25 protein-coding genes are annotated in these 25,659 nt (G+C 70.8%); 8 read left to right on the top strand and 17 right to left on the bottom strand.

What is annotated here, in order from left to right; genetic code table 11:
* Nucleotides 1–60 precede the first annotated feature (60 nt).
* Nucleotides 61–606 carry a DUF4396 domain-containing protein gene (locus BIV24_RS07350; protein WP_071365352.1) on the top strand — a complete coding sequence of 182 codons (546 nt, stop codon included), beginning with the start codon at nt 61–63 and terminating at the stop codon, nt 604–606.
* A gap of 19 nt (nt 607–625) precedes the next feature.
* Here the strand turns inward: BIV24_RS07350 and BIV24_RS07345 are convergent, their stop codons facing one another.
* On the bottom strand, nt 626–1,258 hold the full coding sequence (locus BIV24_RS07345) for a sulfite oxidase-like oxidoreductase (RefSeq protein WP_071365351.1): 633 nt from the start codon (nt 1,256–1,258) through the stop codon (nt 626–628).
* 154 nt (nt 1,259–1,412) lie between these two features.
* Between BIV24_RS07345 and bfr the strand changes: the two genes are divergently transcribed.
* Complete coding sequence (gene bfr / locus BIV24_RS07340) at nt 1,413–1,892, top strand: bacterioferritin (protein WP_071365350.1); 480 nt, start codon at nt 1,413–1,415, stop codon at nt 1,890–1,892.
* Here bfr and BIV24_RS07335 read toward each other — a convergent pair.
* Nucleotides 1,889–2,137, bottom strand: coding sequence for a (2Fe-2S)-binding protein (locus tag BIV24_RS07335; protein WP_071365349.1), 249 nt, complete (start codon nt 2,135–2,137; stop codon nt 1,889–1,891). The two genes, bfr and BIV24_RS07335, sit on opposite strands and share 4 nt — an antisense overlap.
* Before the next feature lie 157 nt (nt 2,138–2,294).
* Nucleotides 2,295–3,647, bottom strand: coding sequence for a class II 3-deoxy-7-phosphoheptulonate synthase (locus BIV24_RS07330; protein ID WP_071365348.1), 1,353 nt, complete (start codon nt 3,645–3,647; stop codon nt 2,295–2,297).
* A gap of 182 nt (nt 3,648–3,829) precedes the next feature.
* On the opposite strand from BIV24_RS07330, the gene BIV24_RS36350 reads away from it, so the two are divergent.
* Together BIV24_RS36350 and BIV24_RS07325 are read left to right on the top strand one after the other, a co-directional pair.
* Nucleotides 3,830–3,892 (top strand): trp operon leader peptide, encoded by a 63-nt coding sequence (locus BIV24_RS36350; RefSeq protein WP_425442540.1) that lies wholly within the window; start codon nt 3,830–3,832, stop codon nt 3,890–3,892.
* 120 nt (nt 3,893–4,012) lie between these two features.
* Nucleotides 4,013–5,899 carry an anthranilate synthase family protein gene (locus BIV24_RS07325; protein WP_071365347.1) on the top strand — a complete coding sequence of 629 codons (1,887 nt, stop codon included), beginning with the start codon at nt 4,013–4,015 and terminating at the stop codon, nt 5,897–5,899.
* Nucleotides 5,900–5,979: 80 nt separating this feature from the next.
* Here the strand turns inward: BIV24_RS07325 and BIV24_RS07320 are convergent, their stop codons facing one another.
* The 4 genes from BIV24_RS07320 to BIV24_RS07305 all read right to left on the bottom strand — a co-directional run bounded on the left by BIV24_RS07320 (nt 5,980) and on the right by BIV24_RS07305 (nt 10,029).
* Nucleotides 5,980–7,008: a 6-phosphofructokinase gene (locus BIV24_RS07320; protein ID WP_071365346.1), complete on the bottom strand. Its 1,029-nt coding sequence runs from the start codon at nt 7,006–7,008 to the stop codon at nt 5,980–5,982.
* 220 nt (nt 7,009–7,228) lie between these two features.
* On the bottom strand, nt 7,229–7,876 hold the full coding sequence (locus tag BIV24_RS07315; protein WP_071365409.1) for a response regulator: 648 nt from the start codon (nt 7,874–7,876) through the stop codon (nt 7,229–7,231).
* Nucleotides 7,877–7,977: 101 nt separating this feature from the next.
* On the bottom strand, nt 7,978–9,213 hold the full coding sequence (gene macS / locus BIV24_RS07310; RefSeq protein ID WP_071365345.1) for a MacS family sensor histidine kinase: 1,236 nt from the start codon (nt 9,211–9,213) through the stop codon (nt 7,978–7,980).
* Nucleotides 9,214–9,246: 33 nt separating this feature from the next.
* Nucleotides 9,247–10,029 carry a lysophospholipid acyltransferase family protein gene (locus BIV24_RS07305; RefSeq protein WP_079168069.1) on the bottom strand — a complete coding sequence of 261 codons (783 nt, stop codon included), beginning with the start codon at nt 10,027–10,029 and terminating at the stop codon, nt 9,247–9,249.
* Between the two features lie 151 nt (nt 10,030–10,180).
* On the opposite strand from BIV24_RS07305, the gene BIV24_RS07300 reads away from it, so the two are divergent.
* Both BIV24_RS07300 and BIV24_RS07295 read left to right on the top strand, forming a co-directional pair.
* Complete coding sequence (locus tag BIV24_RS07300; protein WP_071365343.1) at nt 10,181–10,960, top strand: alpha/beta hydrolase; 780 nt, start codon at nt 10,181–10,183, stop codon at nt 10,958–10,960.
* Nucleotides 10,953–11,513: a hypothetical protein gene (locus tag BIV24_RS07295; protein ID WP_071365342.1), complete on the top strand. Its 561-nt coding sequence runs from the start codon at nt 10,953–10,955 to the stop codon at nt 11,511–11,513. Before BIV24_RS07300 ends, BIV24_RS07295 begins: the two co-directional genes overlap by 8 nt.
* Before the next feature lie 44 nt (nt 11,514–11,557).
* Here BIV24_RS07295 and BIV24_RS07290 read toward each other — a convergent pair whose 3' ends face one another.
* The 6 genes from BIV24_RS07290 to BIV24_RS07265 all read right to left on the bottom strand — a co-directional run bounded on the left by BIV24_RS07290 (nt 11,558) and on the right by BIV24_RS07265 (nt 16,698).
* On the bottom strand, nt 11,558–12,313 hold the full coding sequence (locus BIV24_RS07290) for an endonuclease/exonuclease/phosphatase family protein (protein ID WP_071365408.1): 756 nt from the start codon (nt 12,311–12,313) through the stop codon (nt 11,558–11,560).
* 86 nt (nt 12,314–12,399) lie between these two features.
* Entirely contained in the window at nt 12,400–13,353 is a 954-nt protein-coding gene (locus BIV24_RS07285; RefSeq protein ID WP_071365341.1) for an ROK family glucokinase, read from the bottom strand.
* Between the two features lie 110 nt (nt 13,354–13,463).
* On the bottom strand, nt 13,464–13,949 hold the full coding sequence (locus BIV24_RS07280; protein WP_071365407.1) for a DUF5304 domain-containing protein: 486 nt from the start codon (nt 13,947–13,949) through the stop codon (nt 13,464–13,466).
* Nucleotides 13,950–14,026: 77 nt separating this feature from the next.
* Complete coding sequence (locus tag BIV24_RS07275; RefSeq protein WP_071365340.1) at nt 14,027–15,196, bottom strand: ArsA family ATPase; 1,170 nt, start codon at nt 15,194–15,196, stop codon at nt 14,027–14,029.
* 58 nt (nt 15,197–15,254) lie between these two features.
* A complete protein-coding gene (locus BIV24_RS07270) occupies nt 15,255–15,698 on the bottom strand; it encodes an SRPBCC family protein (protein WP_071365339.1) in 444 nt (147 codons plus the stop codon).
* A gap of 202 nt (nt 15,699–15,900) precedes the next feature.
* Nucleotides 15,901–16,698, bottom strand: coding sequence for a metallophosphoesterase family protein (locus BIV24_RS07265; RefSeq protein WP_079168065.1), 798 nt, complete (start codon nt 16,696–16,698; stop codon nt 15,901–15,903).
* A 305-nt stretch (nt 16,699–17,003) separates the two neighbouring features.
* Between BIV24_RS07265 and BIV24_RS07260 the strand changes: the two genes are divergently transcribed.
* Nucleotides 17,004–18,800: an AMP-dependent synthetase/ligase gene (locus BIV24_RS07260; RefSeq protein ID WP_071365337.1), complete on the top strand. Its 1,797-nt coding sequence runs from the start codon at nt 17,004–17,006 to the stop codon at nt 18,798–18,800.
* 315 nt (nt 18,801–19,115) lie between these two features.
* Here BIV24_RS07260 and BIV24_RS07255 read toward each other — a convergent pair whose 3' ends face one another.
* Entirely contained in the window at nt 19,116–20,258 is a 1,143-nt protein-coding gene (locus BIV24_RS07255) for a glycosyltransferase family 4 protein (RefSeq protein WP_071365336.1), read from the bottom strand.
* A gap of 140 nt (nt 20,259–20,398) precedes the next feature.
* Here BIV24_RS07255 and BIV24_RS07250 point away from each other — a divergent pair, with 140 nt between their 5' ends.
* A complete protein-coding gene (locus BIV24_RS07250) occupies nt 20,399–21,631 on the top strand; it encodes a glycosyltransferase 87 family protein (RefSeq protein ID WP_425442539.1) in 1,233 nt (410 codons plus the stop codon).
* A gap of 49 nt (nt 21,632–21,680) precedes the next feature.
* Here the strand turns inward: BIV24_RS07250 and BIV24_RS07245 are convergent, their stop codons facing one another.
* The 3 genes from BIV24_RS07245 to BIV24_RS07235 all read right to left on the bottom strand — a co-directional run bounded on the left by BIV24_RS07245 (nt 21,681) and on the right by BIV24_RS07235 (nt 25,371).
* The gene (locus BIV24_RS07245; protein WP_071365405.1) at nt 21,681–22,892 is read right to left on the bottom strand and encodes a hypothetical protein; all 1,212 of its coding nucleotides are present in this window, start codon (nt 22,890–22,892) and stop codon (nt 21,681–21,683) included.
* Between the two features lie 183 nt (nt 22,893–23,075).
* Nucleotides 23,076–24,098: a C40 family peptidase gene (locus tag BIV24_RS07240; RefSeq protein WP_079168063.1), complete on the bottom strand. Its 1,023-nt coding sequence runs from the start codon at nt 24,096–24,098 to the stop codon at nt 23,076–23,078.
* 214 nt (nt 24,099–24,312) lie between these two features.
* Nucleotides 24,313–25,371 (bottom strand): C40 family peptidase, encoded by a 1,059-nt coding sequence (locus BIV24_RS07235; protein ID WP_071365335.1) that lies wholly within the window; start codon nt 25,369–25,371, stop codon nt 24,313–24,315.
* Nucleotides 25,372–25,659: the final 288 nt, after the last annotated feature.

Here is a 25,659-nt window from a genome sequence, read left to right as displayed (position 1 = left end):
CCCCCTGGGGGTATATGGTTCCTTCCGGAGACAGGAACCGCCCGACACTGGGGGACGGCCATGCAGCACGAGGCGCACACGCACAACGCGGAGCACACCGAGCACACGCCGCACACCGAGCACTCCCACGAGCACGAGCACACCCATGGGCACGGGCACGGCATCGGCAGGGTCACCTGGTCCACCGCCGCTCAGGCCACCCTCCACTGCCTCACCGGTTGCGCCATCGGCGAGGTGCTCGGCATGGCGATCGGCACCGCGCTCGGGTGGGGCAATCTGCCGACCATGGTCCTGGCGATCGCGCTCGCCTTCCTCTTCGGCTACTCGCTCACCCTGCGCGGCGTCCTGGCGGCAGGCGTCGACTTCAAGACCGCCTTCCGCGTCGCCCTCGCCGCGGACACCCTCTCCATCGCCGTGATGGAGGTCATCGACAACGGCGTGATCGCACTATGGCCGTCCGCCATGGACGCGCACCTCGACGACCTGCTGTTCTGGGGCTCGCTCGCGGTCTCACTCGCGCTCGCGTTCGTGATCACCACACCGGTGAACAAGTGGATGATCGGCCGCGGCAAGGGCCACGCGGTGGTGCACGAGTACCACCACTGACCGGCACGTCCACCAGGAGTCAGAGCTCGGGGCCGTCCCCGGGCTCCTCCTGGTACGAGTAGCGCTGCTCCTTCCACGGGTCGCCGATGTTGTGGTACCCGCGCTCCTCCCAGAAGCCGCGCCGGTCGGCAGTCATGTACTCGATGCCGCGGACCCACTTGGGTCCCTTCCATGCGTACAGATGGGGAACGATCAGGCGAAGCGGGAAGCCGTGTTCCGCGGTGAGCAGTTCGCCGTCCTTGTGGGTGGCGAAGATCGTGCGGTCCGAGGCGAAGTCGGCGAGGCGCAGGTTCGAGCTGTATCCGTACTCCGCCCAGACCATGACATGGGTGACGGCGGGCGCGGGCGGAGCCAGCTCCAGGATCATCCGGGCCGGGATGCCGCCCCATTCGGCCCCGAGCATGCTGTACTTCGTGACGCAGTGCAGATCGGCCATGACGGTCGCATAGGGCAGGGCTGTGAACTCCTCGTGGTTCCAGCAGTGCTTCTCGCCGTCCGCGGTGGCGCCGAAGACCCTGAACTCCCAGCGTTCGGGGCGGAACTTGGGCACGGGCCCGTAGTGCGTGAGCGGCCAGCCCCGCTGCAGTCGCTGCCCCGGCGGAAGCTCGTCCCGTACCGCTTCTCCAGATGCGCGCTCCACCGGGTGACCCATGACTCCATCCTGACAGACCTCGGAGTGTGCACATGACCAGCCCGCACATAATTGCGGACAACTCGCACTAAGCGTGAACTTACTGGACGCCTCTGCATACCGATGCGATCATGCGGCGCAACCCGCCAGTCCCCGCCTGGAAGGAGCCCGCGCGATGCAGGGCGACCCCGAGGTCATCGAATTCCTCAACGAACAGCTCACTGGCGAGCTGACCGCCATCAACCAGTACTTCCTGCACGCGAAGATGCAGGAGAGCTTCGGCTGGTACAAACTCGCCAAGCACACACGGCATGAGTCGTTCGACGAGATGAAGCATGCGGAGGTGCTCACCGACCGCATCCTCTTCCTTGACGGACTGCCGAACTACCAGCGGCTCTTCCATGTGCGGGTGGGGCAGTCCGTCAAGGAGATGTTCGAGGCCGACCGGCAGATCGAGGTCGAGGCGATCGACCGGCTCAAGCGCGGCATCAAGCTCATGCGGGAGAAGGGCGACATCACGTCCGCGAACATCTTCGAGTCGATCCTCGAGGACGAGGAGGAGCACATCGACTACCTGGACACCCAGCTGGAACTGGTCGACAAGCTCGGCGAGGCCCTCTACCTCGCGCAGATCATCGAACAGCCGGACAGCTAGGCGGCCTCCTCCAGGCCGTCCAGACCGTCCAGGCGGGAGAGGAGGGCCGGGCCGCCCTGCTGGTCGGCAGCGGCACGGCGCGGGCATGCGCCCCTGCCCAGCAGAGCCTGGATCCGTCGCACGCACGACCCGCAGTCGGTACCCGCCTTGCACGCCGAGGCGATCTGCCGGGGCGTGCACGCGCCGCCCTCCGCATGCTGCTTGACCTGCGCCTCGGTCACACCGAAGCAGCTGCAGACGTACACGTGGACTCACCTCCCGACGGGATTTCCGGATCACACCCTCCCGAAAATCGGTGAGGCAAACCTAACCTTACCTATCGCGCCGAGGTCACAAAAGGGAATGGGGCGCGGATCGCATGTGATCCGCGCCCCACGTCATGGGCCCTCGCCACCGAAGCGGCTACTGGTCCCTGTACATCTCGGCGACGAGGAACGCCAGGTCGAGAGACTGGCTGCGGTTCAGACGCGGGTCGCAGGCCGTCTCGTAGCGCTGGTGCAGATCGTCGACGAAGATCTCGTCGCCGCCGCCCACGCACTCGGTGACGTCGTCGCCGGTCAGCTCCACGTGGATGCCGCCCGGGTGCGTGCCCAGCGACTTGTGGACCTCGAAGAAACCCTTGACCTCGTCCAGCACGTCGTCGAAGCGGCGGGTCTTGTGCCCGGACGCCGCCTCGAAGGTGTTGCCGTGCATCGGGTCGGTGACCCATGCGACGACCGCGCCCGACGCCGTGACCTTCTCCACCAGCTCGGGGAGCCGGTCGCGGATCTTGTCCGCGCCCATGCGGACGATGAAGGTCAGCCGCCCCGGCTCGCGCTCCGGGTCGAGCCGGTCGATGTACTGCAGCGCCTCCTCGGCCGTCGTCGTCGGTCCGAGCTTGATGCCGATCGGGTTGCGGATCCTCGAGGCGAACTCGATGTGCGCGCCGTCCAGCTGACGGGTGCGCTCGCCGATCCACACCATGTGCCCGGAGACGTCGTACAGCTGTCCGGTGCGCGAGTCGACCCTGGTCAGGGCGGACTCGTAGTCGAGCAGCAGGGCCTCGTGGGAGGAGTAGAACTCGACGGTCTTGAACTCCTCCGGGTCCGTGCCACAGGCCCGCATGAAGTGCAGCGCGTTGTCGATCTCGCGGGCGAGCTGCTCGTAGCGCTGACCGGACGGGGAGGACTTCACGAAGTCCTGGTTCCAGGCGTGCACCTGGCGCAGGTCGGCGTAGCCGCCGGTGGTGAAGGCGCGCACCAGGTTGAGCGTCGAGGCGGAAGCGTTGTACATCCGCTTCAGGCGCTCGGGGTCCGGGACGCGGGCCTCCTCGGTGAAGTCGAAGCCGTTGACGGAGTCGCCCCGGTACGTCGGCAGGGTCACGCCGTCGCGGGTCTCGGTCGGCTTGGAGCGCGGCTTGGAGTACTGGCCGGCGATGCGGCCGACCTTCACGACCGGCACCGAGGCCGCGTACGTGAGCACGGCACCCATCTGGAGCAGGGTTTTGAGCTTGTTGCGGATGTGGTCGGCGGAGACCCCGTCGAAGGCCTCCGCGCAGTCGCCGCCCTGCAGCAGGAACGCCTCGCCCTTGGCGACGGCTCCCATCCGGGCGCGCAGCTGGTCACACTCGCCCGCGAAGACGAGCGGCGGATACGACTCGAGGTCCGCGATCACTGCGCGCAAAGCCTCGGGGTCGGGGTACTCGGGCTGCTGCGCCGCGGGCAGGTCTCGCCAGGTGTTGCCAGCACTCGCGCTGGTCTTAGCGTTCACGGTCACCTCTTCAACATTACGGGGTTGTGCCGGAGTGTCCCCTCACATGCCCATCAAGTGAGACACGCCCCGCTTGCCGGGTCCTGGCCGCGGTACGGCCGGTCCGCCCCCGACGGTACCCCCGTTGTCACGACCCGGGTGTCCCGGGATGCCGGGCACGACCCGAGGCGTGGTGTAGGGTCCGGGGCATGTTCGCGCACTCGACCCTGAACCAGAACTGGTGGTGGACCGCTCGTCCGGCGGCCCACTGACTGCGCGTACCCACGATTTCGCGAAGGCCGCCCGAGGGGCGGCCTTCGGTGTTTCCGCGACCGGGCCGTTCCTCTCCCGCAGACGATCCGCAGACGATCCGCTGAGAAGGAACACGTCCCATGAACCTGCTCGACCTGCTCGACGATCCCCGCCCGTTCGCCCTGCTGCGCCGCCGTACACCCGGGCGCGATCACGACACGGTCGAGGTGCTGGTCGGCCCGGTCGATGCGTACGAACGCCTCGCCGACCTCCCTGAGGAGGGTCTCGCCCTCGTCCCGTACCGGCAGATCCGCGAGCGCGGCTTCGATGTCCGCGACGACGGCACGCCGCTGGTGGCACTGAGGCCTCAGGAGTCGTGGGAAATCCCTCTGGACGAGGCCCTGTCACAGCTCCCGCGGCACGGCGTCCGGGTCGATGCGGGTGGCTTCGACGTCACCGACGAGAAGTACGCGCGGATCGTCGGGCGGGTGCTGGAGGAGGAGATCGGGCGGGGCGAGGGAGCGAACTTCGTGATCCGGAGGACGTACGAGGGGCGGATCCCGGGGTTCGGCCGGGCCGACGCCCTCGCACTCTTCCGGCGGCTGCTGGTCGGTGAGCGGGGTGCGTACTGGACCTTCGTCGTCCACACGGGAGACCGCACGCTGGTCGGGGCCAGTCCCGAGGTGCATGTGCGGATGTCAGGACGAACCGTCGTGATGAACCCGATCAGCGGCACGTACCGCTACCCCGAGGGCGGTCCGACGCCCGGGGATCTGCTCGCCTTCCTCGCCGACGGCAAGGAGATCGAGGAGCTGTCGATGGTGGTCGACGAGGAGCTCAAGATGATGTGCAGGGTCGGCGACGGGGGCGGGGTCGTCGTCGGACCGCGACTGAAGGAGATGGCCCATCTCGCACACACGGAGTACGAGCTGCGCGGGAAGTCCACCCTCGATGTGCGCGAGGTGCTCAAGGAGACGATGTTCGCGGCGACGGTGACCGGCTCGCCGGTGCAGAACGCCTGCCGGGTGATCGAACGCCACGAGGTCGGGGGCCGCGGTTACTACGCGGGCGCGCTGGCCCTGCTCGGGCGGGATGCCGGGGGCGCGCAGACCCTGGACTCCCCCATCCTCATCCGGACCGCCGACATCGACGCGCGGGGACGGCTGCGGGTGCCGGTCGGTGCCACCCTCGTGCGGGGGTCGGACCCGGCGGGCGAGGTCGCGGAGACCCACGCCAAGGCCGCCGGGGTGCTGGCCGCGCTCGGCGTGCGTCCGGGACGACCGCGCGGGGAGCGGGTGGGGCCGCGGCTCGCGGACGACCCGCGGGTGCGGACGGCGCTCGACGGGCGGCGGGCCCGGCTCGCACCGTTCTGGCTGCGGATGCAGGTGCCGGCCTCGGACCTCACCGGGCACGCCTTCGTCGTCGACGGCGAGGACACGTTCACCGCGATGCTCGCGCACGTCCTGACGTCGTCGGGTCTCGAGGTGACCGTGCGGCGGTACGACGAGCCGGGGCTGCGGGAGGCGGTGCTCGTGCACGAGGGTCCGGTGGTCCTCGGTCCGGGACCGGGCAACCCGTCGGATCTGGGCGACCCCAAGATGCGGTTCCTGCGGCAGCTGACGGCGGAGGTCATCCGGGGGCACCGGCACGGGGTGCTGGGCGTCTGCCTGGGGCACGAGCTGATCGCGGCCGAGCTGGGTCTGGAGATCGTCCGCAAGGAAGTGCCGTACCAGGGTGCGCAGACGGAGATCGACCTGTTCGGGCAGCGGGAGACCGTCGGCTTCTACAACAGCTTCGTGGCGCGCTGCGACGACGAGGCGGCTGCCGAACTGGCCGCGCACGACGTCGAGGTCAGCCGTGACGGCAACGGGGAGGTGCATGCGCTGCGCGGGCCCGGGTTCGCCGGCGTCCAGTTCCACCCGGAGTCGGTGCTGTCGGTGGGCGGCGCCGCGGTCGTACGGGAGTTGCTGGGCCGGTCGGCGGCCAGGGACACGGGGACGTTCCCGGGGCGGCGCCGGGCCGTGTAGGGCCTTCTCCGGCAGGGTGCGGGGAGGAAGGCGGTGCCGGGCAGGCCGTTCGGCCGGCCCGGCGCCCACGGCTGGGGGCGTCAGCCGAAGAAGACGCCGACCTCCTCGTACAGCTTCGGGTCGACCGTCTTCAGCCTGGCCGTGGCCGCCGAGAGCGGGACACGCACGATGTCCGTGCCGCGCAGGGCGACCATCGTGCCGAAGTCGCCGTCACGGACCGCCTCGATGGCGTGCAGGCCGAAGCGGGTGGCGAGCCAGCGGTCGAAGGCGCTGGGTGTCCCGCCGCGCTGGACGTGCCCCAGCACGGTCGTACGGGCCTCCTTGCCCGTGCGCCTCTCGATCTCCTTCGCCAGCCATTCGCCGACACCCGAGAGGCGGACGTGCCCGAAGGAGTCCAGCGATCCGTCCTTCAGGACCATGTCGCCGTCCTTCGGCATCGCTCCTTCGGCCACGACCACGATCGGCGCGTAGGACGCCTTGAACCGGGACGTCACCCAGGCGCACACCTGGTCGACGTCGAAGCGCTGCTCGGGGATGAGGATGACGTTCGCCCCGCCGGCCAGCCCCGAGTGGATCGCGATCCAGCCCGCGTGGCGGCCCATCACCTCCACCACGAGCACCCGCATGTGGGACTCCGCCGTGGTGTGCAGACGGTCGATCGCCTCGGTCGCGATGTTGACGGCGGTGTCGAAACCGAAGGTGTAGTCCGTGGCGGACAGGTCGTTGTCGATGGTCTTCGGCACGCCGACGACATGGACCCCGTACACGTCGGCCAGGCGCGCCGCGACCCCGAGCGTGTCCTCGCCGCCGATCGCGATGAGCGCGTCGACCTCCAGTTTGGAGAGGTTCTCCCTGATGCGGCGGATGCCGTTCTCCTGCTTCAGCGGGTTGGTGCGCGAGGAGCCGAGGATGGTGCCGCCGCGCGGCAGGATGCCGCGCACGGCGGGGATGTCGAGCCGGACGGTGTCGCCTTCGAGGGGTCCCCGCCAGCCGTCCCGGAAGCCGACGAAGTCGTAGCCGTACTCCTGCATGCCCTTGCGGACGATGCCCCGGATGACGGCGTTGAGCCCGGGGCAGTCGCCGCCTCCGGTCAGTACTCCGACCCGCATGGAAATGTCCCTTCGCCGCACGGTTGCCTGATGCGAGTCACGCTAATGGTGACCCACGTCACTCCGGCATGGTGCGGGAGGTCAATTCCAGCGAACAGTCGGGTAGTTGATCAGTCCGCGCGAGTCGGACTTCACTCGAAGGTGGGCACGGGGTGCATGGGTGCGCGCTTCACTCCCGGCGTACGCCCGGTGGTCGCTCCCGGCGCCTGCCCACCCCGGCTCACTCCTCGTCCAGCCCTTGCTCGATCGCGTACCGCACCAGTTCCACCCGGTTGTGCAGATGGAGCTTGCCCAGGGTGTTCTGGACGTGGTTCTGCACGGTGCGGTGCGAGATGACCAGGCGCTCCGCGATCTGCTTGTAGCTCAGGCCCTTGGCGACCAGCCGCAGTACTTCGGTCTCGCGGTCGGTCAGCCGCGGTGCCTTGCGCTCGTCGGCGCCCGCGGCGGGGGCCGGTTCGGAGGCGAGGCGGCGGTACTCGCCGAGGACCAGTCCCGCGAGGCCGGGGGTGAACACCGGGTCGCCGGCCGCCGTGCGGCGCACCGCGTCGATCAGTTCGTCCGTGGAGGCCGACTTCAGCAGGTAGCCCGTCGCACCGGACTTCACCGCCTCCAGCACATCCGCGTGCTCGCCGCTCGCCGACAGCACCAGGACCCGCAGCGTCGCGTCGCCGCCGACGAGTTCCTTGCAGACCTGGACTCCCGGCTTCGCCGGCAGGTTCAGGTCCAGGACGAGCACGTCGGGCCCGGCGGCCCGGGCGCGGCGCACCGCCTGCTCGCCGTCGCCCGCGGTGGCGACCACGTCGAAGCCGGACTCGGTCAGGTCGCGGGCGACGGCGTCGCGCCACATGGGGTGGTCGTCGACCACCATGACTCTGATCGGGGCCTGCCGGGGGCCGGCGCCCTCCCCCGTCACCGCACCTCCGTCTTCCTCTCGGCCGCCGCCGGGTCCGGTGGCCGGCTTCGCTCCGGTCATCGCTTCTCCGCCCTCCCCTGTGAAGCCCTCGGGCTCTTCACGTCCCTCGGTACCTTCAGTTCCACTTCCGTGCCCTGGCCCGGGGCCGAGAAGTACTCGGCCGAGCCGCCGATGTCGCGCAGCCTGCCGCGGATCGACTGGGCCACTCCCAGCCGTCCCTCGCTCTCGGCCTCTGCGAGCCGCCCTTCCGGGATACCGGGCCCGTCGTCCCGTACGGTCACGACGATCCCGTCCGGTTCGTCCTCGACCAGGATCCAGGCGTGGGCCCCCTCCCCCGCGTGGCTGCGCACATTGTCGAGGGCGGCACCGACGGCGGCGGCCAGTTCCCGCGCGGCAGCCGGGGCGAGCGGCACCGGAGAGCCGGGCCCGGAGAGCGTCACCCGGGCACCGGCGTACGGGGCGAGCAGGGGGCGCAGGTCCACCGGGCCCTCCTCGGGGTCCGGCTCCTCGACAGCGCGGACGACTGCGCCGAGCGCCGCGTCCTCCGACACCCGTGAGGGGGGCACCAGACCGCCGGAGACCAGCGTGCGCAGCGCCACCTCCTGTTCACCGGCCAGCCGGCCCAGTTCCGCGGCCTCGCCGCCGAGCGCGGAGGCGCGCCGCTGCACCATGGCGAGCACCTGGAGCACGCTGTCATGAATGTCCCGGGCCAGCCGCTCCCGCTCGCGGGTCACGGCCTCGATCTCCAGGGCGCGGGCGAGGGTGCGCTCGGAAGCGCGGGCAACCTCGACGACATAGCCGATCGCGATGGAGGCGACCCAGACGAGGACCACGTTGTGGACGGTGTCGCGGGCCGGGGTGCCCCGCTCGACCAGGTTCGCCACGGCGACCGCCGTGGAGGCGAAGGCCGCCCAGCGCCAGCCGCCCCTGACCGCGTACGCGAGGACGGAACCGGCGGTCCACACCGACGGCAGGGTGGGGCCGCCCGACAGCACCCGCTCGTGCGTGTCGGCGAGCGGCGTGATGAGGATGCCGACGAGCGCGACGGTGAGGTCGACGGCCAGGAACGGCTTGGTGCAGCTCGCCGCGTTGGCCACCTTGGGGAGGGTGGCCAGGGTCCACAGGCACAGCACCACGTAGTACGCGACGGCCAGCCAGGGCCGGGCGAACTTCCCGTAGGCGGTCGAGAAGAGCCCGATCGCGTACAGCATCGTCAGGACGCGGTACGCGGTGAGCGCACGCCACAGCGGCTGCTCGACCGACATCCTGATGACCCGCTCCCGCTTGGCCATGCCCCCCACCCCCGAGCCGTACGGACCGCGTCGCTACGAGTTCGCGGATCCCTTCCCGGCGTCCTCCGCCGCCGCCTTCTCCGCGTCCTTCTGCGCCTGCTCGGCTTGCTTCTGCGCCTGCTTCTCCGCCTTCGCCGCCTCCGCGATCTGCCGCTTGGCGGCGGTCGCGTAGATGTCGACGTACTCCTGGCCGGAGAGCGTCATGATTTCGTACATGACCTGGTCGGTCAGCGCGCGCAGCACGAACCGGTCGTTGTCCATGCCCTGGTAGCGGCTGAAGTCCAGCGGCTTGCCGATGCGGATACCCGGGCGCATCAGCTTGGGTATGACCTTCCCCGGCGGCTGGATCTTCTCGGTGTCGATCATGGCGACCGGGATCACGGGCGCGCCGGTGGCGAGCGCCACGCGCGCCAGGCCGCCGGGCTTGCCCCGGTAGAGGCGACCGTCGGGCGAACGGGTGCCCTCCGGGTAGATACCGAACAGCTCACCGCGCTCCACCACCTCGATGCCGCTCTTGACGGCGGCCTCGCCGGCGCCGCGGGACCCGGAACGGTCCACGGGGAGCTGGCCGGCGCCCTTGAAGAAGGCGGCCTTCAGCCGGCCCTTCACCCCGGGCGTCGTGAAGTACTCGGCCTTCGCAATGAACGTCACCTTGCGGGGCAGGACCGAGGGCAGGAAGAGCGAGTCCGAGAAGGACAGGTGATTGCTCGCCAATATCGCGGGGCCCTCGGCGGGAATGTTCTCCAGGCCCTCCACCCACGGCCTGAAGGCAAGCTTCAGCGGCCCCCCGATGGACACCTTCATTGCGCCGTACAACAACCGAGTGCCTCCTGTTTCTGTCGATCAGACCTTATCGCTGCTCGCCGGGAATGAGACCGACGACCCTGGTCGGTGTCAGTGCGGTCGCGTACGGTGAAGTACCTGCAATCGACGTGCCCAGCCCCTTTCCATGAACAGGAGACCGAACGTGCCGGTCCTCCCTGGAGCCGAGCCGTACCGCCACGAGGGCGGGGAGATCGGCGTCCTCCTCTGCCACGGCTTCACCGGTTCCCCCCAGTCGCTGCGCCCCTGGGCGGAGTATCTCGCCAAACACGGCCTGACCGTCTCGCTGCCTCTGCTGCCCGGGCACGGCACGCGCTGGGAGGACATGCAGATCACCGGCTGGCAGGACTGGTATGCGGAGGTGGACCGCGAGCTGCGTGCCCTGCGCGACCGCTGCGCGCAGGTGTTCGTCTTCGGCCTGTCCATGGGCGGTGCGCTGGCCCTGCGGCTCGCCGCCAAGCACGGGGAAGCGGTGAACGGCCTCGTCGTCGTCAACCCGGGCAACAAGGTGCACGGCGTCGCGGCCCGCGCCCTCCCGGTGGCACGCCACTTCGTCCGTTCGGTGAAGGGGATCGTCAGCGACATCGCGAAGGAGGACAGCGAGGAGGTCGGGTACGACCGGATCCCGTTGCACGCGGCGCACTCCCTGCGGAACTTCTTCCAGCTGGTCGACGGCGACCTGCCGCAGGTCACGCAGCCCCTGCTGCTCCTGCACAGCCCCCAGGACCACGTGGTGCCGCCGGCCGACTCGGCCCGTGTCCTGAGCCGCGTGTCGTCGACGGACGTCACGGAGATCCTGCTGGAACAGAGCTACCACGTGGCGACGTTGGACCACGACGCGGACCGGATCTTCGACGAGAGCTACGCGTTCATCGGCCGGCTCGCGCCCAGAGCCGGCGAGGAAGGGACGGCCACACGTGGCTGAGCACGACTCCGACCGCGAGGATCGCGAGCCGGACGAGAAGGGCGTTCCCGTCGACGAGGAGGCCGTCTGGGCGGCGATCGTCGCGGGCTACGGCGAGGAGCCGGCGGACCCGCCCGGCGCGAAGCCGTTCAAGTCGGTCGAGGACCTGGCGCTCCTGGAAACGGAGCCGAACGACACTAAGGACGATGAGGCGAAGGGCGAGCCGGCGAAGCCGCTGGGCAGCTCGGTCTCCTTCGCGCCCGGTGTCGGCCCGCGGGACTACACGCCCGCGGAGCCCTCCGACGGCGACTTCGACGAGGACGACGAGGGCCATTTCGTGCCGCCGGAGCCGCCACCGCTGCCCGCGGCCGACACGACGGCGAAGTTCGCCTGGCTCGGGGTGATCGGCGGTCCCATCCTGCTCATGGTGGCGGTACTGCTCGGCTGGGAGATGACCTGGTGGCTCACCACGCTCGGCATCGGCGGCTTCCTGGGCGGCTTCGCGGCGCTGGTGATGCGGATGAAGCCGAGTGACGAGGACGACGACGATCCGGGGCGGGGCGCCGTGGTCTGAGTCCCGGCGCCCCGGCGGCTTCGCCCGTCAAGGCGTTGCCTGCCCTAGGCGGCCGGGACTTTGAGGGCGGCCAGGACCGGAAGGTGGTCCGAGGCCGCCCTCAGATCGTGCTCCGTCACTCCCGGATGGCCGAGCGGGACCCCGCAGCCGAGGATCTCGATGCCCTTCGTGGCGAAGATCGCGTCGATCCGCTGGCAGGGGTCCGGCGGCGTCCAGGTGTACTCGGCGCCCCAGGGGGCACTGGCCCAGGTGTCGTTCAGCTGCGCGGCCAGCCGTTCGAAGGTTGGTCCGTCCGGACGTTCGTTGAGGTCGCCGCCCACGACGGCGTGTTCCACTCCCATGCCGGCGAGCCGGTCGAGGAGCATGCCGCCCTGCTCGAACCGCTCGTCGCTCTGGAGCGAGAGGTGGCAGCTGAGGACGCCGAACCGGGCACCCCCGAACCGCACGACCGCGGTCGCGAAGCCGCGCCGGTGCAGCCCGGGGGTGAGCGGCAGCAGCACGTCCTCGGTGCGCTCGACCGTGGCGCGCAGCGAGCACAGCAGGGCCGGTCCCGAGGCCGTGGCACCCCCCGAGAGGATCACCAGGCCGGAGGCCGCCGCGAGCCGGGCGAGCTTCTTGCGCCAGCGGAAGAATCGGGGGGCCTCCTGGACGAGCACCAGGTCCGGCGCGCAGGCGCCGATCACCCGGGCGAGCGCGTCGGTGTCGTCGCGCATCGAGCGGATGTTGTAGCCAAGGACCCGAATGACGGCCGAACCGTCGGCCTCGGTGCGGGAGTTGGGCAGCACGGGGGTCGTCACCATGCCGATCAAGATACGCCGCGACACCGGCGACGTCCCCGTCCCGGACACCGGGGCGAGGGCGTCGCCATGTCGTGCGCGGCCAGGTGCTACATGATCGGGTCGGGCTCCCTGGCCAGGTCGGCCGCGCCCACCAGGCCGGCCTTGTTGCCCAGTTGGGCGGCGATGACCTCCGCGACCGGGCGCCAGTCGCCGCCGACGAGCCAGCGCTTGTACGAGTTGCGGATCGGGTCGAGAACCAGCTCGCCCTCGTCCGAGAGGCCGCCGCCGACGATGAAGGCGGAGGGGTCGAAGAGCGAGGCCAGGTCGGCGAGGCCGGCGCCGGCCCAACGGGCCAGTTCGCGATAGGAGTCGACGGCGACCGGGTCGCCCTGGCGGGCGGCCATGGAGATGTGCTTGCCCTCGATGCCCTCGGGCGTGCCGTCGCCGAGCGAGAGCAGGAGCTCCGCGTTCTCCGGGGTGGCGTGGGCACGCTGCCTGGCGTAGCGGACCAGAGCGCGCCCTGACGCGTACTGCTCCCAGCAGCCCTGCGAACCGCAGCCGCACAGCAGACCGTCCGGGACCATCCGGATGTGGCCGAACTCGGCGGCCACACCGAAGTGGCCGCGGCGGAGCTTGTTCCCGATGATGATCCCGCCGCCGAGACCGGTGCCCAGCGTGATGCAGATGACGTTGCGGTGGCCCTTGCCCGCGCCGAACTTGTACTCGCCCCACGCGGCCGCGTTGGCGTCGTTCTCGACGACCACCGGGAGGCCGACGCGGGCCTCGACCTTCTCCTTCAGCGGCTCCTGGCGCCAGTCGATGTTCGGCGCGAAATAGACCGTGGACCGCTGGCGGTCGACATAGCCGGCGGCACCGATGCCCACGCCGACGATCTCGTGTCCGGCACGGGCGCCCTCGACGGCAGCGGCGATGGCGTCCACGATGCCCTCGGGCGTGCCCGGAGTCGGCACCGTGTGGGTCGACAGGATGGCGCCTTCCTCGTCGACCACCCCGGCCGCAATCTTCGTGCCGCCGATGTCGACGCCGATGGTGAGTCCCATGAATCCCTCAGTTTCGGTCAAGCCCCGCTACGGCCCACCGTACCCGAGGGGACCTGGGGGGTCGGGCGACTCCGCGACCCCCTGACACCCGGCCCGAAAAGGCCGAGGCACTAGTCCAGGTCGATGTGCTCCCCGGGTCCCTGATCCCCGTCCTTCCGGTCGGGGTCCCAGCCCTGGGAGGCACGACTCGTCCAGCGCCTCTCCTGGGCCTCGACGGCGGAGCGGTAGGCCGCGAGCAGTTCCGAACCGGCTGCGGCAAGGTGGTCGAAGACTTCCGGATTGCGCTCGATGACCGGTTCCACGGCGACCTTGGCCTGCTGTACCACCTGCTGGACCATCTGCTGGGCCGTGCCCGAGGCGGCGGCGCCGAACAGCGGGCTCTGCAGGCCGGACAGCTTGTCCGCGACGGCGTCGACGAGCCTGCGCAGCTCCTCGGCGGCCGAACCGGGCGGCGGGCCGTACTCGGCGCGGCGGCGGGCCTTCTCCGCGGCGAGGTCCTCGGCGCACGCCTTCGCCCAGGCGTCGGCGTCGGTCACCCGCACATCGTCGGCGGCTTCCTGCTGAGCGGCGTCGGTCCTGGGGCGCTCTTCGCTCATGGCGGACTCCTGACTGCGGTTCGTACGTCCGACGTTACCCGAACGGGGGTACACGACGTCGCCGCGCGCGGGCCCGGTCACAGCCCGCGCGGCCACAGCTGCGGATCCGGCGCGAAGCGGATGCGCAGCTCGCCGTCGCGCAGAGCGGCCCCTGCCACGGTGCAGCGGCGCAGGGCCGACGGAAGCGGAACGATCCGCCGGAACGGTCCGGCGGTCACGACGAGCTCGTCGCCGCGCCGGACCAGGTCCAGTTCCTCGCGTATCGCGCCGGGCAGCGGGAGGTGCCACACGAGCACACCGTCCTCGGCGAGCCGGGGCGTCACGGGCCACTCCACCGGAGAGGGCGCCGGGTTGACGGTGGGCGTGGTGAGCCGGGCGAGATCGTCGGCCCCGCGCGGGTCGCCGCCGAGATGCGGGGTGCGGTGGACGTCGTAGCAGCCCTGCCACTCGGCCAGGGCCTTGCGCTGCTGGGCGGCGAGGGACGCGAGCCAGGTGTCGTGGGCGTCGTCCGGCAGGACGCGGTTGGCGACGAGGGTCTCGGTACGCAAAGCCCGCAGGGCGAGCCCGGTGGCGGCGGCCCGGACGGCGTCGGTCCCGGCCGGGCCGGGCTCGGCGACCAGCCATGCGGTCGTGGCGCTGTCGGCGAGGACGGCCTCGACGGCGGCCAGGTCGAGGTCCCAGCGGGCGGCGGTCTCGTACAGCCACTCGGCGGGCATCGGGACGCCCGCGAGCCGCCCGAGGACGGGGCGCAGGGCACGGGCGGCCTGCCGCTCCGGCGGGAGCAGACGGCGCAGGTAGCGACGGAGTTCCTCGGGAAGGGCGAGGAGGGCGAGCGCCTGGGGGACGGGGGGCAGGTCGACGACGAGGAGGTCGTACGCCTCCGAGAGCGCGGCGTCGCGCAGGGCGCGCAGGAGGGCGAGTTCCTCGGCGCCGGGGAGGGGAGTGACCTCCTCGGCGTCCAGCCGGGCGGCGCCAAGAAGGTCGAGCGCGCCGGCCGCGCGCTCCTGGAAGGCGACGAGGCCCTCGCGGAAGCGGGCGGCGGCATCCGGGCGCCAGGCCGTGAGACCGGGGGCCGCCTCGACGGGGGAGGCGGCGGTGGGCACGCCGAGCACGGCACCGAGGGTGTCCGTGCGGTCGGCGCTGAGCACAAGGGTGCGCGTGCCCTGGCGGGCGGCGTGCAGCGCGGTGGCCGCGGCGACGGTGGTACGGCCACAGCCGCCGGGGCCGGTGATCAGGATGGTGCGCATGACGGTGAACGGTACTCGCGCCGTGCCGTGGGGCCGACCAGGACGTGGCCCTCCGCTCTTACTGCTCCCTCGACTCCACCCTCTTCTTCAGCCCCGCCAGCGCCCGGTCGATGATGACCTTCTCCGCCTTGCGCTTGATCATGCCGAGCATGGGGATCTTGACGTCGACCGTCAGCCGGTAGGTCACCTCGGTCGCGCCCGGGCCCGCCGGCTTCAGGAGGTAGGAGCCGTCCAGGGAGCGCAGCATCTGGGACTTGACGAGCGTCCACGAGACCTCGCTGTCGCCCTTCCATGTGTACGCCAGGGTCTGGTCGTCCTTGATCGCTCCCGCGTCCATGACGAGGTGCACCTGCTCGGCGCGGCCCTGCGCGTCCGTCGCGAGGACCTCCGCCTCCTTCACCTCACCCGTCCAGTCGGGGTAACGCGCGAAGTCGGCGATCACCCGCATGACGTCGGCCGGAGCCGCCTCGATCGTGATGCTCGAGCTGGTGTGTTCCGCCATCGCCGTGGCTCCTCCAGATGCGATCCGGTGAGGTAAGGGGGTGTGCACGTGCGCACGTGTGTGCAGCGTGAAGGCTACCGCGCACGCCGCGTGCCGCCGTCACCCCATCTGCGGTTGGGCCACCGGCCTGTCGGCCCGGGACCGCGGCCGCGCACCGCACTGCGGTCCCTCCGGACCGTCCGCTCCCTCCTGCGCCGCCCGTTCACCACTCCAGGGTCCACGGCCTCCCGCTGCCCGCGAAGTGCCCCACGTTCACGCACTCCGTCGCCCCGATCCGCATCCGCCGCACCAGCGGCTGGTGGACGTGGCCGAACAGGGAGTACCTCGGCTTCGTACGGCGGATCGCGTCCAGCAGGGCCGGGCTGCCGCGTTCGAAGCGGCGCGCCACCGTGTCGTACACCAGTTCCGGTACCTCGGGCGGGATGTGCGTGCACAGCACGTCCACCTCCCCCACCGCCTCGATCTTCGCCGCGTACTCCTCGTCGCTGATCTCGTACGGGGTCCGCATGGGGGTGCGCAGGCCCCCGCCGACGAAGCCGAACGTCCAGCCGCCGATCTCCACCCGCTCACCGTCGAGCACCCTCGTCCCGGGTCCGGCGAACTCCGGCCACAACCCCGGTATGTCGACATTGCCGTAGGTGGCGTACGTCGGCGTGGGGAAGACGCCGAACAGTTCGGCGTACTGCCGGCGGACCGCCTTCTCGATCACCGTGGCGCGGTCCGATCCCACGCCGGCCCACAGCCCGGCGCCGAACGCCCGTGCCTCCTCGAAGCGGCGGGCCGTGCGCAGTTCCACCAGCCGGTCGGTGTTCTCCCGGCCGAACAGGTCCGGGAAGATCCCGCGCGAGTGATCGGAGTAGTCGAGGAAGAGAACCAGGTCGCCCAGGCAGATCAGGGCGTCCGCCCCGTCGCCGGCTCTGGCCAGGTCCCGCACATTGCCGTGTACATCACTGACCACATGAACGCACGTCCTCGGGTCACCGCCCGGTATGGGTGCCATGACGATCAAGCGTAGGGGTGTGGGGCAAACGTGAACAGTGGCGGCCGGACCTGCGATTACTGGCTCGTCAGGAAGGGTGTGAACTACTGTGCGCGAAGGAACGCCCACACGTGTGACGCATGGAACATCTCGTCGAGACCCCCTGTCCCAAAGGCCGTACCGGCGGGTAACGTCCAGGCAGTCCAGTCATGCTCGGGATTCGACCAACGGCTTCCGGAGAAATCCTGAGCACCAGTTCGAGCCTTGGACCGCACCGTCGCACTGCACCAAGTCATGGCGTCGGGGCCCTATGAGGAGCAGCAGCCTTGCGCGAGTTCAGCCTTCCGGCCTTGTATGAGGTTCCCGCGGACGGAAACCTGACCGACATCGCCCGCAGAAACGCCGCGCAGCACCCCGACGTCGCCGTCATCGCCCGCAAGGTGGACGGCGCCTGGCAGGACCTCACCGCCACCGCCTTCCTCGCCGAGGTGCGGGCCGCGGCCAAGGGGCTCATCGCCTCCGGTGTACAGCCGGGCGACCGGGTGGGGCTGATGTCCCGGACCCGCTACGAGTGGACGCTGCTGGACTTCGCGATCTGGAGCGCGGGCGCGATCACGGTTCCGGTCTATGAGACCAGTTCGCCCGAGCAGGTGCAGTGGATCCTCGGGGACTCGGGCGCGAAGGCCTGCATCGTGGAACTGGACGCGCACGCGGCGGCCGTCGAGTCGGTGCGCGACCGGCTGCCCGCGCTCAAGCACGTCTGGCAGATCGAGGCCGGGGGCGTGGAGGAACTGGGACGCGTCGGCCAGGACATCAGCGACGAGACGGTCGAGGAGCGCAGCTCGCTCGCGAAGGCCGACGATCCGGCCACCATCGTGTACACGAGCGGAACCACCGGCCGCCCCAAGGGCTGTGTGCTCACCCACCGCAACTTCTTCGCCGAGTGCGGCAATATCGTGGAGCGGCTGCGCCCCCTCTTCCGCACGGGCGAGTGCTCCGTCCTCCTCTTCCTCCCGCTCGCGCACGTCTTCGGGCGCCTGGTGCAGATCGCGCCGATGATGGCGCCGATCAGACTGGGCTGCCTTCCGGACATCAAGCACCTCACGGACGAACTCGCCTCGTTCCAGCCGACGTTGATCCTCGGTGTGCCGCGCGTCTTCGAGAAGGTCTACAACGCGGCGCGCGCCAAGGCGCAGGCGGACGGCAAGGGCAGGATCTTCGACAAGGCGGCGGACACCGCGATCGCGTACAGCCGCGCGCTGGACACTCCCTCCGGCCCGACCCTCGGCCTGAAGATCAAGCACAAGGTGTTCGACAAGCTGGTCTACGGCAAGCTGCGCGCGGTGCTGGGCGGCCGCGGCGAGTACGCCATCTCCGGCGGCGCCCCGCTGGGCGAGCGCCTGGGCCACTTCTTCCGCGGCATCGGCTTCACGGTCCTGGAGGGCTACGGCCTGACCGAGACCTGCGCGGCCACCGCGTTCAACCCCTGGGACCGGCAGAAGATCGGTACGGTCGGCCAGCCGCTACCGGGTTCCGTGATCCGTATCGCGGACGACGGCGAGGTACTGCTGCACGGCGAGCACGTGTTCAAGGAGTACTGGAACAACGAGGCCGCGACCGCGCAGGCGCTGGCCGACGGCTGGTTCCACACGGGCGATGTGGGCACCCTCGACGAGGACGGCTACCTCAGGATCACCGGCCGCAAGAAGGAAATCATCGTCACCGCGGGCGGCAAGAACGTCGCCCCGGCCGTGATCGAGGACCGCATCCGGGCGCACGCGCTGGTCCAGGAGTGCATGGTGGTGGGCGACAAGCGGCCGTTCGTGGGCGCGCTGATCACCCTCGACGAGGAGTTCCTGGGCCGCTGGGCGGCCGAGCACGGCAAGCCGGCGGGCTCCACCGTAGAGTCGCTGCGCGAGGACCCGGAGCTGCTCACGGCGGTCCAGGAGGCGATCGACGACGGCAACGCCGCGGTGTCGAAGGCGGAGTCGGTGCGGAAGTTCCGCATCATCCCCGCCCAGTTCACCGAGGAGTCGGGCCACCTCACGCCGTCCCTGAAGCTCAAGCGCAATGTGGTGGCGAAGGACTTCGCGGCGGACATCGAGGCCATCTACCGCAAGTAACGGGCCGTTCGGCCTTCTGCCATGACGCGGTGCCCCCAGCGCGGACCCGCGTCATGATGCGTTGTGCGAGCGTGGTGCGGGCGAAGTCGCCGACCGAACGGACGCAGCCTCTGGTGCCGCGGCAGGCAACGTTCGCCCCGTCGCGACGCCCGGCACGCTCCCCCAAGCTCTTCGAGCAGGGGGACCCACCAGAGCACGCTTCCCCACTCTCGGCTTCTCCCCCACTCTCGGCTCCGCTCGAGCGGGGGGACCCCCAGAGCGGGAGGTGCCCCCACGACGCCGCTCCTCAACGGGCAGACGCTGCCTGCCACGGCACTAGAGCAGTTCCCTCAGCCGCTCCGCCAGCAAGTCCCAGCGCCACCTCTCCTCGACCCACTGCCGGCCCCGCTCCCCCATACGGCGGCGCAACTCGGGGTCGCCGAGCAGAGTGATGATGCGGTCCGCGGCATCCTCGGCGGAGCCGTCCCGGACCACCCAGCCGGTCTCCCCGTCGAGCACCGCGTCGGGTGCGCCGCCCGAGTCGCCGGCGACCACCGGGAGGCCCGTCGCGGACGCCTCCAGGTACACGATGCCGAGGCCCTCGACGTCCAGGCCGCCCCGTCGGGTACGGCACGGCATGGCGAAGACGTCGCCCGCCCCGTAGTGCGCGGGCAGCTCCGCCCAGGGGACGGCACCCGTGAAGCGGACAGCGTCGGCGACCCCGGTCTCACGCGCGAGTCTGCGCAGGTCCTTCTCGTAGGGCCCGCCCCCGACGATCAGCAGGACGGCGTCCGGCTCCTTGCCCAGGATGCGCGGCATCGCCTGGATCAGCGTGTCCTGACCCTTGCGCGGGACCAGGCGGGACACACAGACCACCACGGGGCGGTCGGTGAGCCCCAGGCGGGCGCGGACCTCGTCGCCGCCCGAGCCCGGGTGGAAGGTCTTCTCGTCGACGCCCGGCGGCAGTTGCACCATCCGCCCGGCCGCCTGCGGGGTCAGCGCGGAGGCGATGCGCGAGCGCGTGTACTCGCCGAGATAGGTGATCGTGTCGGTCGACTCGCCGATCCTTCGCAGCAGGCCGCGCGCGGCGGGCAGTTGGGCCCATCCCGCCTCATGGCCGTGCGTGGTCGCCACCAGTCGTTCGGCGCCCGCCCGCCGCAGCGCCGGCGCCATCAGGCCGAGCGGCGCCGCCGCCCCGAACCACACCGACGAACAGCCGTGCTCCCGCAGCAGGCCCACGGCCCGCCGGGTCGCGCCGGGCGTCGGCAGCAGCATCGTCGTCCGGTCCCTTACGACGGTGAAGGGCTGTTCGGCGTCGAAGGCGGCCGTCGCCTCCACGCCCTCCCGGCTCCGTTTCCAGGTGGAGGCGTGGACGACCAGTCGTGCCGGGTCCAGGCGCAGCGCCATGTTGTGCAGAAACGCCTGGATACCGCCGGGGCGCGGCGGAAAGTCGTTGGTCACGATCAGGGTCTTGTGCATCGTCGTCGACAGTACCGAACCCGGTGTGCCACCGTACTCACCGCTCTGTACGGCCGCGCTTCATGGCCCTCGCACCGTTCGACGGGAGATCATGGCCCCCCATGGCTGAACACACGCGACACGCTGGAACAGGGGCTCAGGTGGACATGGCGGGCACACGGCGGTTCCCGATCGGGCTGCTCTGCACCTGGGGCGTGACCAGACTGGCCCTACTGCTCTTCGTCTACAAGGTGTGGACCTTCCCCGGCCCGGACGTCACCAGCGACGTCTCCGTGATCTACCACGGCTGGTACGAGACCCTGCGCACCGGAACCTTCCCGCACCAAGACGTCACCTGGCAGTACCCGCCGGCCGCCGCGCTCGCGATCCTCTCCCCCGCGCTGCTGCCCTTCGTGGACTACACGCACGCCTTCTACGACATCGTCTTCCTCGCCGACCTGGCGGTCCTCTGCCTGCTCCAGTTCGCGGGCCTGCGTCCCGGCAAAACGCTGCGCGGCGCCTGGGTGTGGACGATCGGCGTGGCGCTGCTCGGCCCCACCGTGTACGCGCGCTACGACGTGATGGTGACGGCGGTGGCGGTCGCGGCGGTCCTGGCCGGAACGCGCCATCCCCGCATGATGGGGGCGCTCGCAGGCTTCGGCGCACTGCTGAAGGTGTGGCCGGCGCTGCTGCTGGCGGGTGCCGTGAAGCGGAGAGCCTGGTTCTCCGCCGCGGCGACGGCAGGCGGGCTCGCCCTGCTCTTCGCGCTGACGATGCCCGGCGCCTTCTCCTTCCTGACCTTCCAGCGCGACCGCGGCACGGAGGTCGAGTCGCTGGGCTCGATGGTCTTCCATGTGGCCCGCCACTTCGGCTGGGAGGGCCGGGTGATGCTCAACTACGGCTCGGTGGAGTTCCTCGGCCCCTACGTCGACTGGGTCAGCTGGGCGGCCGTCTTCCTGAGCGTGATCGCCTTCGGTTGGCTGCTGCTGTGGCGGCTGAGCGTGCGGCGCATGACGGCACAAGGGGTCGCGGACGCGGCCTTCGTGGCCGTGCTGATGTTCACGATCACCAGCCGGGTGATCAGCCCGCAGTACATGGTGTGGCTGGTCGGACTCGCGGCGGTCAGCCTGTGCTTCCACGGCAGCCGGATGGTGCTGCCCGGCGGACTGGTCCTGGCCTCCTGCCTCGCCACCGTCCTGGAGTTCCCGGTGTACTTCGGGGATGTCGTCACCAGCACCCCGCTGGGGATCACACTCCTCTTCGTGCGCAACGGCCTGCTGGTGGCCGCCGCGCTGATCGCCGCCCGGGAGCTGTGGCGCGGCACCGTCTCACGGCCGGCGCCGACCGTACCGCCTCAGGCCACCCGCACTCAGGAGACCCTGACGCCCTCCTGACGGCGCTCGAGGGGAGCATGGCGCCGCACCGCGGCGCCGGCCCGGGGTCTCAGCCCAGCTGCGCCGTCAGATACGCCCGCCACTGCCGTGTGAACTCCTGCGGAGTCGTCCCGAGGACCTTCTTCAGCGCGTCCTCGACCGCCCCCGCGCGCTCACGGTGCTCGCCCACCGCCCGGTAGAAGTCGTTCAGCCGGGCCTCGCCCCAGCGGTCCGTGATCATCCGGCAGGCCATCCAGCCGCCCTCGTAGGCCCGCGCCAGCTTCCCCGCGTCCCCGGCGAAGGCGAAGTCCGCGTCGTCCGGCAGCGTGGCCGGGACGTCTCCCGCCGCCAGGGAACGGCCGAGTTCGGGGGCCACCTGCGCGGGCGTACGGCCGCTGCCGCGGTAGCCGACCCAGTCGGCGTACCCCTCGGAGAGCCACAAGGGAGTGGCCGGGGTCGTACGGTCACGGGTGGCGACATGCGTGGTCTCGTGCGTGAGGACGACCTGCTTGCCGAGGCTGCCGAGGCTGCCGTACGCGTTCGGATTCACGATGATCCGGTCCGCAGGCGTCTTCGTCGCTCCCCCCGCCTCGCCGGTGGTGACCGCGGCGATCCCCCGGTACCCGGCCGTGGACGCGCCGAGCAGGCCCGCCATCCCCTCCAGCGTCCGCGGTACGAGGACCACGACGTGCCCCGGCCAGCCGGTACCCCACGCCTCGCTGACGGAGGGCACCGCCCGGTCCGCGAGGTGCGCCAGGCCCCGCAGGACGTCCTGCGGCTGCCCGACCCCGAGGACGAGGCTGTGCGCCCCGCGGGTGGCCTGGACGGCACCCTGCTCCCACAGTTGCTCGTTGGCGCCGGGGGCGGGCACCTCGGAGCTGACGTACCAGCGTCCGCCGGTGCGGGTCAGCCGCAGCGTGCGGGCGGCGGTGACGGGCGCACGGTCGTAACCCCTGATGCGATAGCGCAGTTCGGCGTCGGCGGTGGCACGGTCGCCGGTGCGGTGCAGGGCGGTGAGGCGGTAGGACCAGGCGGCCAGCGGCACCGCCCTGAGGTTGTCGAACTCAGCTGCGCCGGTGGCGGGTCGGCCCGTGGCAGGTGCCCCGGTCGCCAGGAACGCGTACCGGTCCCGGTCCAGAACCGCCGTCGCCCGCCGGTCGAGCACCCGCTGCACGGCGGCCGTCTGGTCGTCCGAAGCCGACGGGCCACCGCAGCCGACGAGTGAGGCGAGCAGCAGCACACAGCCCGCGATGCCTCCCGGCACCCGCCCACGACCAGCCACGTTCCGATGGTACGCGGTGGCTGGTGCCCCGGCAGGCACCGTCTGCCCGTCAAGGAGCGGCATCGTGGGGGCACCTCCCGCTCTGGGGTCCCCCCTGCTCGAAGAGCTTGGGGCAGCGTGCCGGGCGTCGCGACAGGGCAGGCGTTGCCTGTTGGGGCCCTCGGCCCCCACCCGCGCCGTGGTTCAGGGCCGGGTGACCGAGGAGACCGGCATCATCCCGACCGGGTCGTAGCGCACCGCGGCTCCCGGGTGCGGTGCGTGGATGACCATGCCGTTGCCCACGTACATCGCCACATGGCTGGCGTCGTTGCGGTAGACGACCAGGTCGCCGGGCCGGGCCTCGGAGAGCGGCACATGCCGTCCGGCGTACCGCTGTTGCTGCGAGGTGCGCGGCAGTCCGATGCCGGCGTGCGCGTACGACCACTGCATGAGGCCCGAACAGTCGAAGCCGGCCGGCCCGTTGGCGCCCCACACATACGGGTGGCCGAGCGCGGAACGGGCCGCGGCAACGGCGGCGGCGGCACGGCCGTCGAGCGCGACGGCACCGCCCCTGAGGTCGGGCACGTCACCGGCGGAGCGGGACGCCCGCTCGTAGGCGGCACGCTCCGCCACCGGCAGGGAGTTGAGCAGCCGCCGCGCCGCGGCCAGCTTCCGCTCAACGGCCTTCTTGTGCTGGGCGACCGCCGTGCGGCTCTTCTCCAGCGCCGCGAACTTCCCGGCCGTCTCCGTGCGTTCCTGGGCCAGTTCACGCAGGGCCGACTGAAGTCCCCTGAGCCGTACGGCCTGCTGGGCGCCGATCCGGTCGAGCGTGGTCGCCCGGTCGAGGTAGGCGTCGGGGCTGTCCGAGAACAGCAGCGCGAGGGAGGGGTCGAGCCCCCCGGAACGATACTGGGCCCCGGCGAGCGCACCGAGCGCGTCCCGCAGGCCGTTGACGCGGCCCTGCTGCCGGGCGATGCGGTCCTGCGCCTGGCCGATCTGCCGACGCAGCGAACCGGCCTGTTCCTCGGCCTTGTTGTACGCCTCGGTGGCGCGCTCTGCCTCCTGGTACAGCCGGTCCACCGTGGCCCTGGCGTCGCCGTGCGGCACGGCGTCCGCCGGTAGGACTCCGAGGGCTGCGGCGGCGACCGCCGCCGCGGACAGAACGGCTGCTGTGGCGCCACGACCCCGACCGAGGCCGGATGGTGCAAGGCGGCGATGGGACCCCACGACCTGTCGCACTCCCTTCCGCTGAACACCCCGCCGCACGGCGGGGAAACGCGGCAGACAGTAGCCGGGTGATCACGCAGCGACCAACGGCAGCCTGCGGGCACACAATCCGATGCCCCGCCGCTGACGCAGGTCATCGGCGGGGCGCGGGGTCAGCGGGAGTCGCTGGAATTCGCCCGTTCGGGCGCGGTGGCGCGGGGACTTGGGAAGGGCGTCAGATGCGGACGCCGAACTGGAACGGCATGTTGCCGATCGACTCGTAGCGCACCACGGTGCCACTGCGCGGGGCGTGCAGCACCTGGCCGTTGCCCGCGTAGAGGCCGACGTGGTGCTGGTCGCCGTAGAAGATGACCAGGTCGCCGACCTGGAGTTGGCTGGCGCTGTAGATGCGGGTGCCGTCGTTGGCCTGTGCCTGCGACTGGCGGGATATCGTGACGCCGGCCTGCCCGTACGCCCAGGAGGTCAACCCCGAGCAGTCGAAGGCGGAGGGGCCGGTGGCACCCCAGACATAGGGCGAGCCGATCTTGGTCTTGGCGGCGGCGAACGCTTGTGCGGCGCGACCGGAGGCGGGCTTGCTGGAGCCGGACGGGGCGGTGCCGGTGGAGCTGTTCAGCGCGGTGCGCTCGCTGGCGCGGCTGGCGCGGGCCTCCTCGGCCTTCAGAGCCGCGCGCTCCTGCTCGGTCAGGGTGAGGAGGAGCTTCTGCGCCTGGGCGAGCTTGCCCTGGACTTCCTTCTTCTTCTTGCCCAGTTCGGTGCGGGTGGACGCGAGGTCCTTGAGCTTGTCGGAGGCTTCCTTGCGCTCCTGGGCCAGCTCGCGCTGCTTCTCCTGGATCTTCTTCAGCGCCTCGACCTGCTGACCGCTCAACTGATTGAGCGTGGAGGCCTTGTCGAGGAAGTCGTCCGGGTTCGAGGAGAGGAACAGCTGGACGGACGGGTCGATGCTGCCGGTGCGGTACTGCGCGCTGGCCATCGAGCCGATCCCGTCGCGCAGCTTGTTGAGGTCTTCCTGACCCCGGGCGACGGTGTCCTGCAGGGTGGAGATCTGCTTCTCCAGCTTGTCCTGCTTCTCCTTGGCCCCGTTGTACTTCTCGGTGGCCTTCTCCGCCTCTTCGTAGAGCTTGTCGACCTTGGACTTGACCTCGTCCTTGTTCGGCTTCGCGCTCGGCGCGGCGTTGGCGGCCTGCGCACTCAGGGCCACAGCGGCTGCGGCGACGGTGGTGAGCACGGTCACACGCGTGCGGCTCGGCTGCTTGGGTCGACGGTGGGACGCCACGGAGGCGAGCTCCTTCTTCCTTCAGCCGCCTACCGACACGCCGGCGGGCGGTGCCCCTTCGCCGTCACTCCCATTGAGTGATCACTCGAGCGGAGGTTCGAGCTCAGACCCTAGTAACCCTCCTGTGATCAGTTCAAATCCTCACGCGAAAATTCTTCGCCACACGTGCATTCTTTGCACTCAACTCACATGCCGTAACGCCCGCTTGACGCTACGTTGCACGCGAATCCGTTAATTCGGGCATCCCTGACGGATGTTGCGGTTCGCGCGTACGGGACCCATGTGATG

Origin of the sequence: Streptomyces colonosanans, from assembly GCF_001866645.1 — a bacterium.
Taxonomy (GTDB): Bacteria; Actinomycetota; Actinomycetes; order Streptomycetales; family Streptomycetaceae; genus Streptomyces; species Streptomyces colonosanans.
The sequence above is the reverse complement of the archived record's forward strand: the minus strand, read 5'-3'. Positions and strand labels throughout refer to the sequence as shown.

What these genes read in the sequence shown, in the direction of transcription:
- BIV24_RS07350 (WP_071365352.1), top strand. Translation starts at nt 61, where the DNA reads ATGCAGCACGAGGCGCACACGCACAACGCGGAGCACACCGAGCACACG.
- BIV24_RS07345 (WP_071365351.1), bottom strand. Translation starts at nt 1,258, where the DNA reads ATGGGTCACCCGGTGGAGCGCGCATCTGGAGAAGCGGTACGGGACGAG.
- bfr (WP_071365350.1), top strand. Translation starts at nt 1,413, where the DNA reads ATGCAGGGCGACCCCGAGGTCATCGAATTCCTCAACGAACAGCTCACT.
- BIV24_RS07325 (WP_071365347.1), top strand. Translation starts at nt 4,013, where the DNA reads ATGAACCTGCTCGACCTGCTCGACGATCCCCGCCCGTTCGCCCTGCTG.
- BIV24_RS07320 (WP_071365346.1), bottom strand. Translation starts at nt 7,008, where the DNA reads ATGCGGGTCGGAGTACTGACCGGAGGCGGCGACTGCCCCGGGCTCAAC.
- BIV24_RS07315 (WP_071365409.1), bottom strand. Translation starts at nt 7,876, where the DNA reads ATGGTGGTCGACGACCACCCCATGTGGCGCGACGCCGTCGCCCGCGAC.
- macS (WP_071365345.1), bottom strand. Translation starts at nt 9,213, where the DNA reads ATGGCCAAGCGGGAGCGGGTCATCAGGATGTCGGTCGAGCAGCCGCTG.
- BIV24_RS07290 (WP_071365408.1), bottom strand. Translation starts at nt 12,313, where the DNA reads ATGGTGACGACCCCCGTGCTGCCCAACTCCCGCACCGAGGCCGACGGT.
- BIV24_RS07285 (WP_071365341.1), bottom strand. Translation starts at nt 13,353, where the DNA reads ATGGGACTCACCATCGGCGTCGACATCGGCGGCACGAAGATTGCGGCC.
- BIV24_RS07280 (WP_071365407.1), bottom strand. Translation starts at nt 13,949, where the DNA reads ATGAGCGAAGAGCGCCCCAGGACCGACGCCGCTCAGCAGGAAGCCGCC.
- BIV24_RS07275 (WP_071365340.1), bottom strand. Translation starts at nt 15,196, where the DNA reads ATGCGCACCATCCTGATCACCGGCCCCGGCGGCTGTGGCCGTACCACC.
- BIV24_RS07270 (WP_071365339.1), bottom strand. Translation starts at nt 15,698, where the DNA reads ATGGCGGAACACACCAGCTCGAGCATCACGATCGAGGCGGCTCCGGCC.
- BIV24_RS07265 (WP_079168065.1), bottom strand. Translation starts at nt 16,698, where the DNA reads ATGGCACCCATACCGGGCGGTGACCCGAGGACGTGCGTTCATGTGGTC.
- BIV24_RS07255 (WP_071365336.1), bottom strand. Translation starts at nt 20,258, where the DNA reads ATGCACAAGACCCTGATCGTGACCAACGACTTTCCGCCGCGCCCCGGC.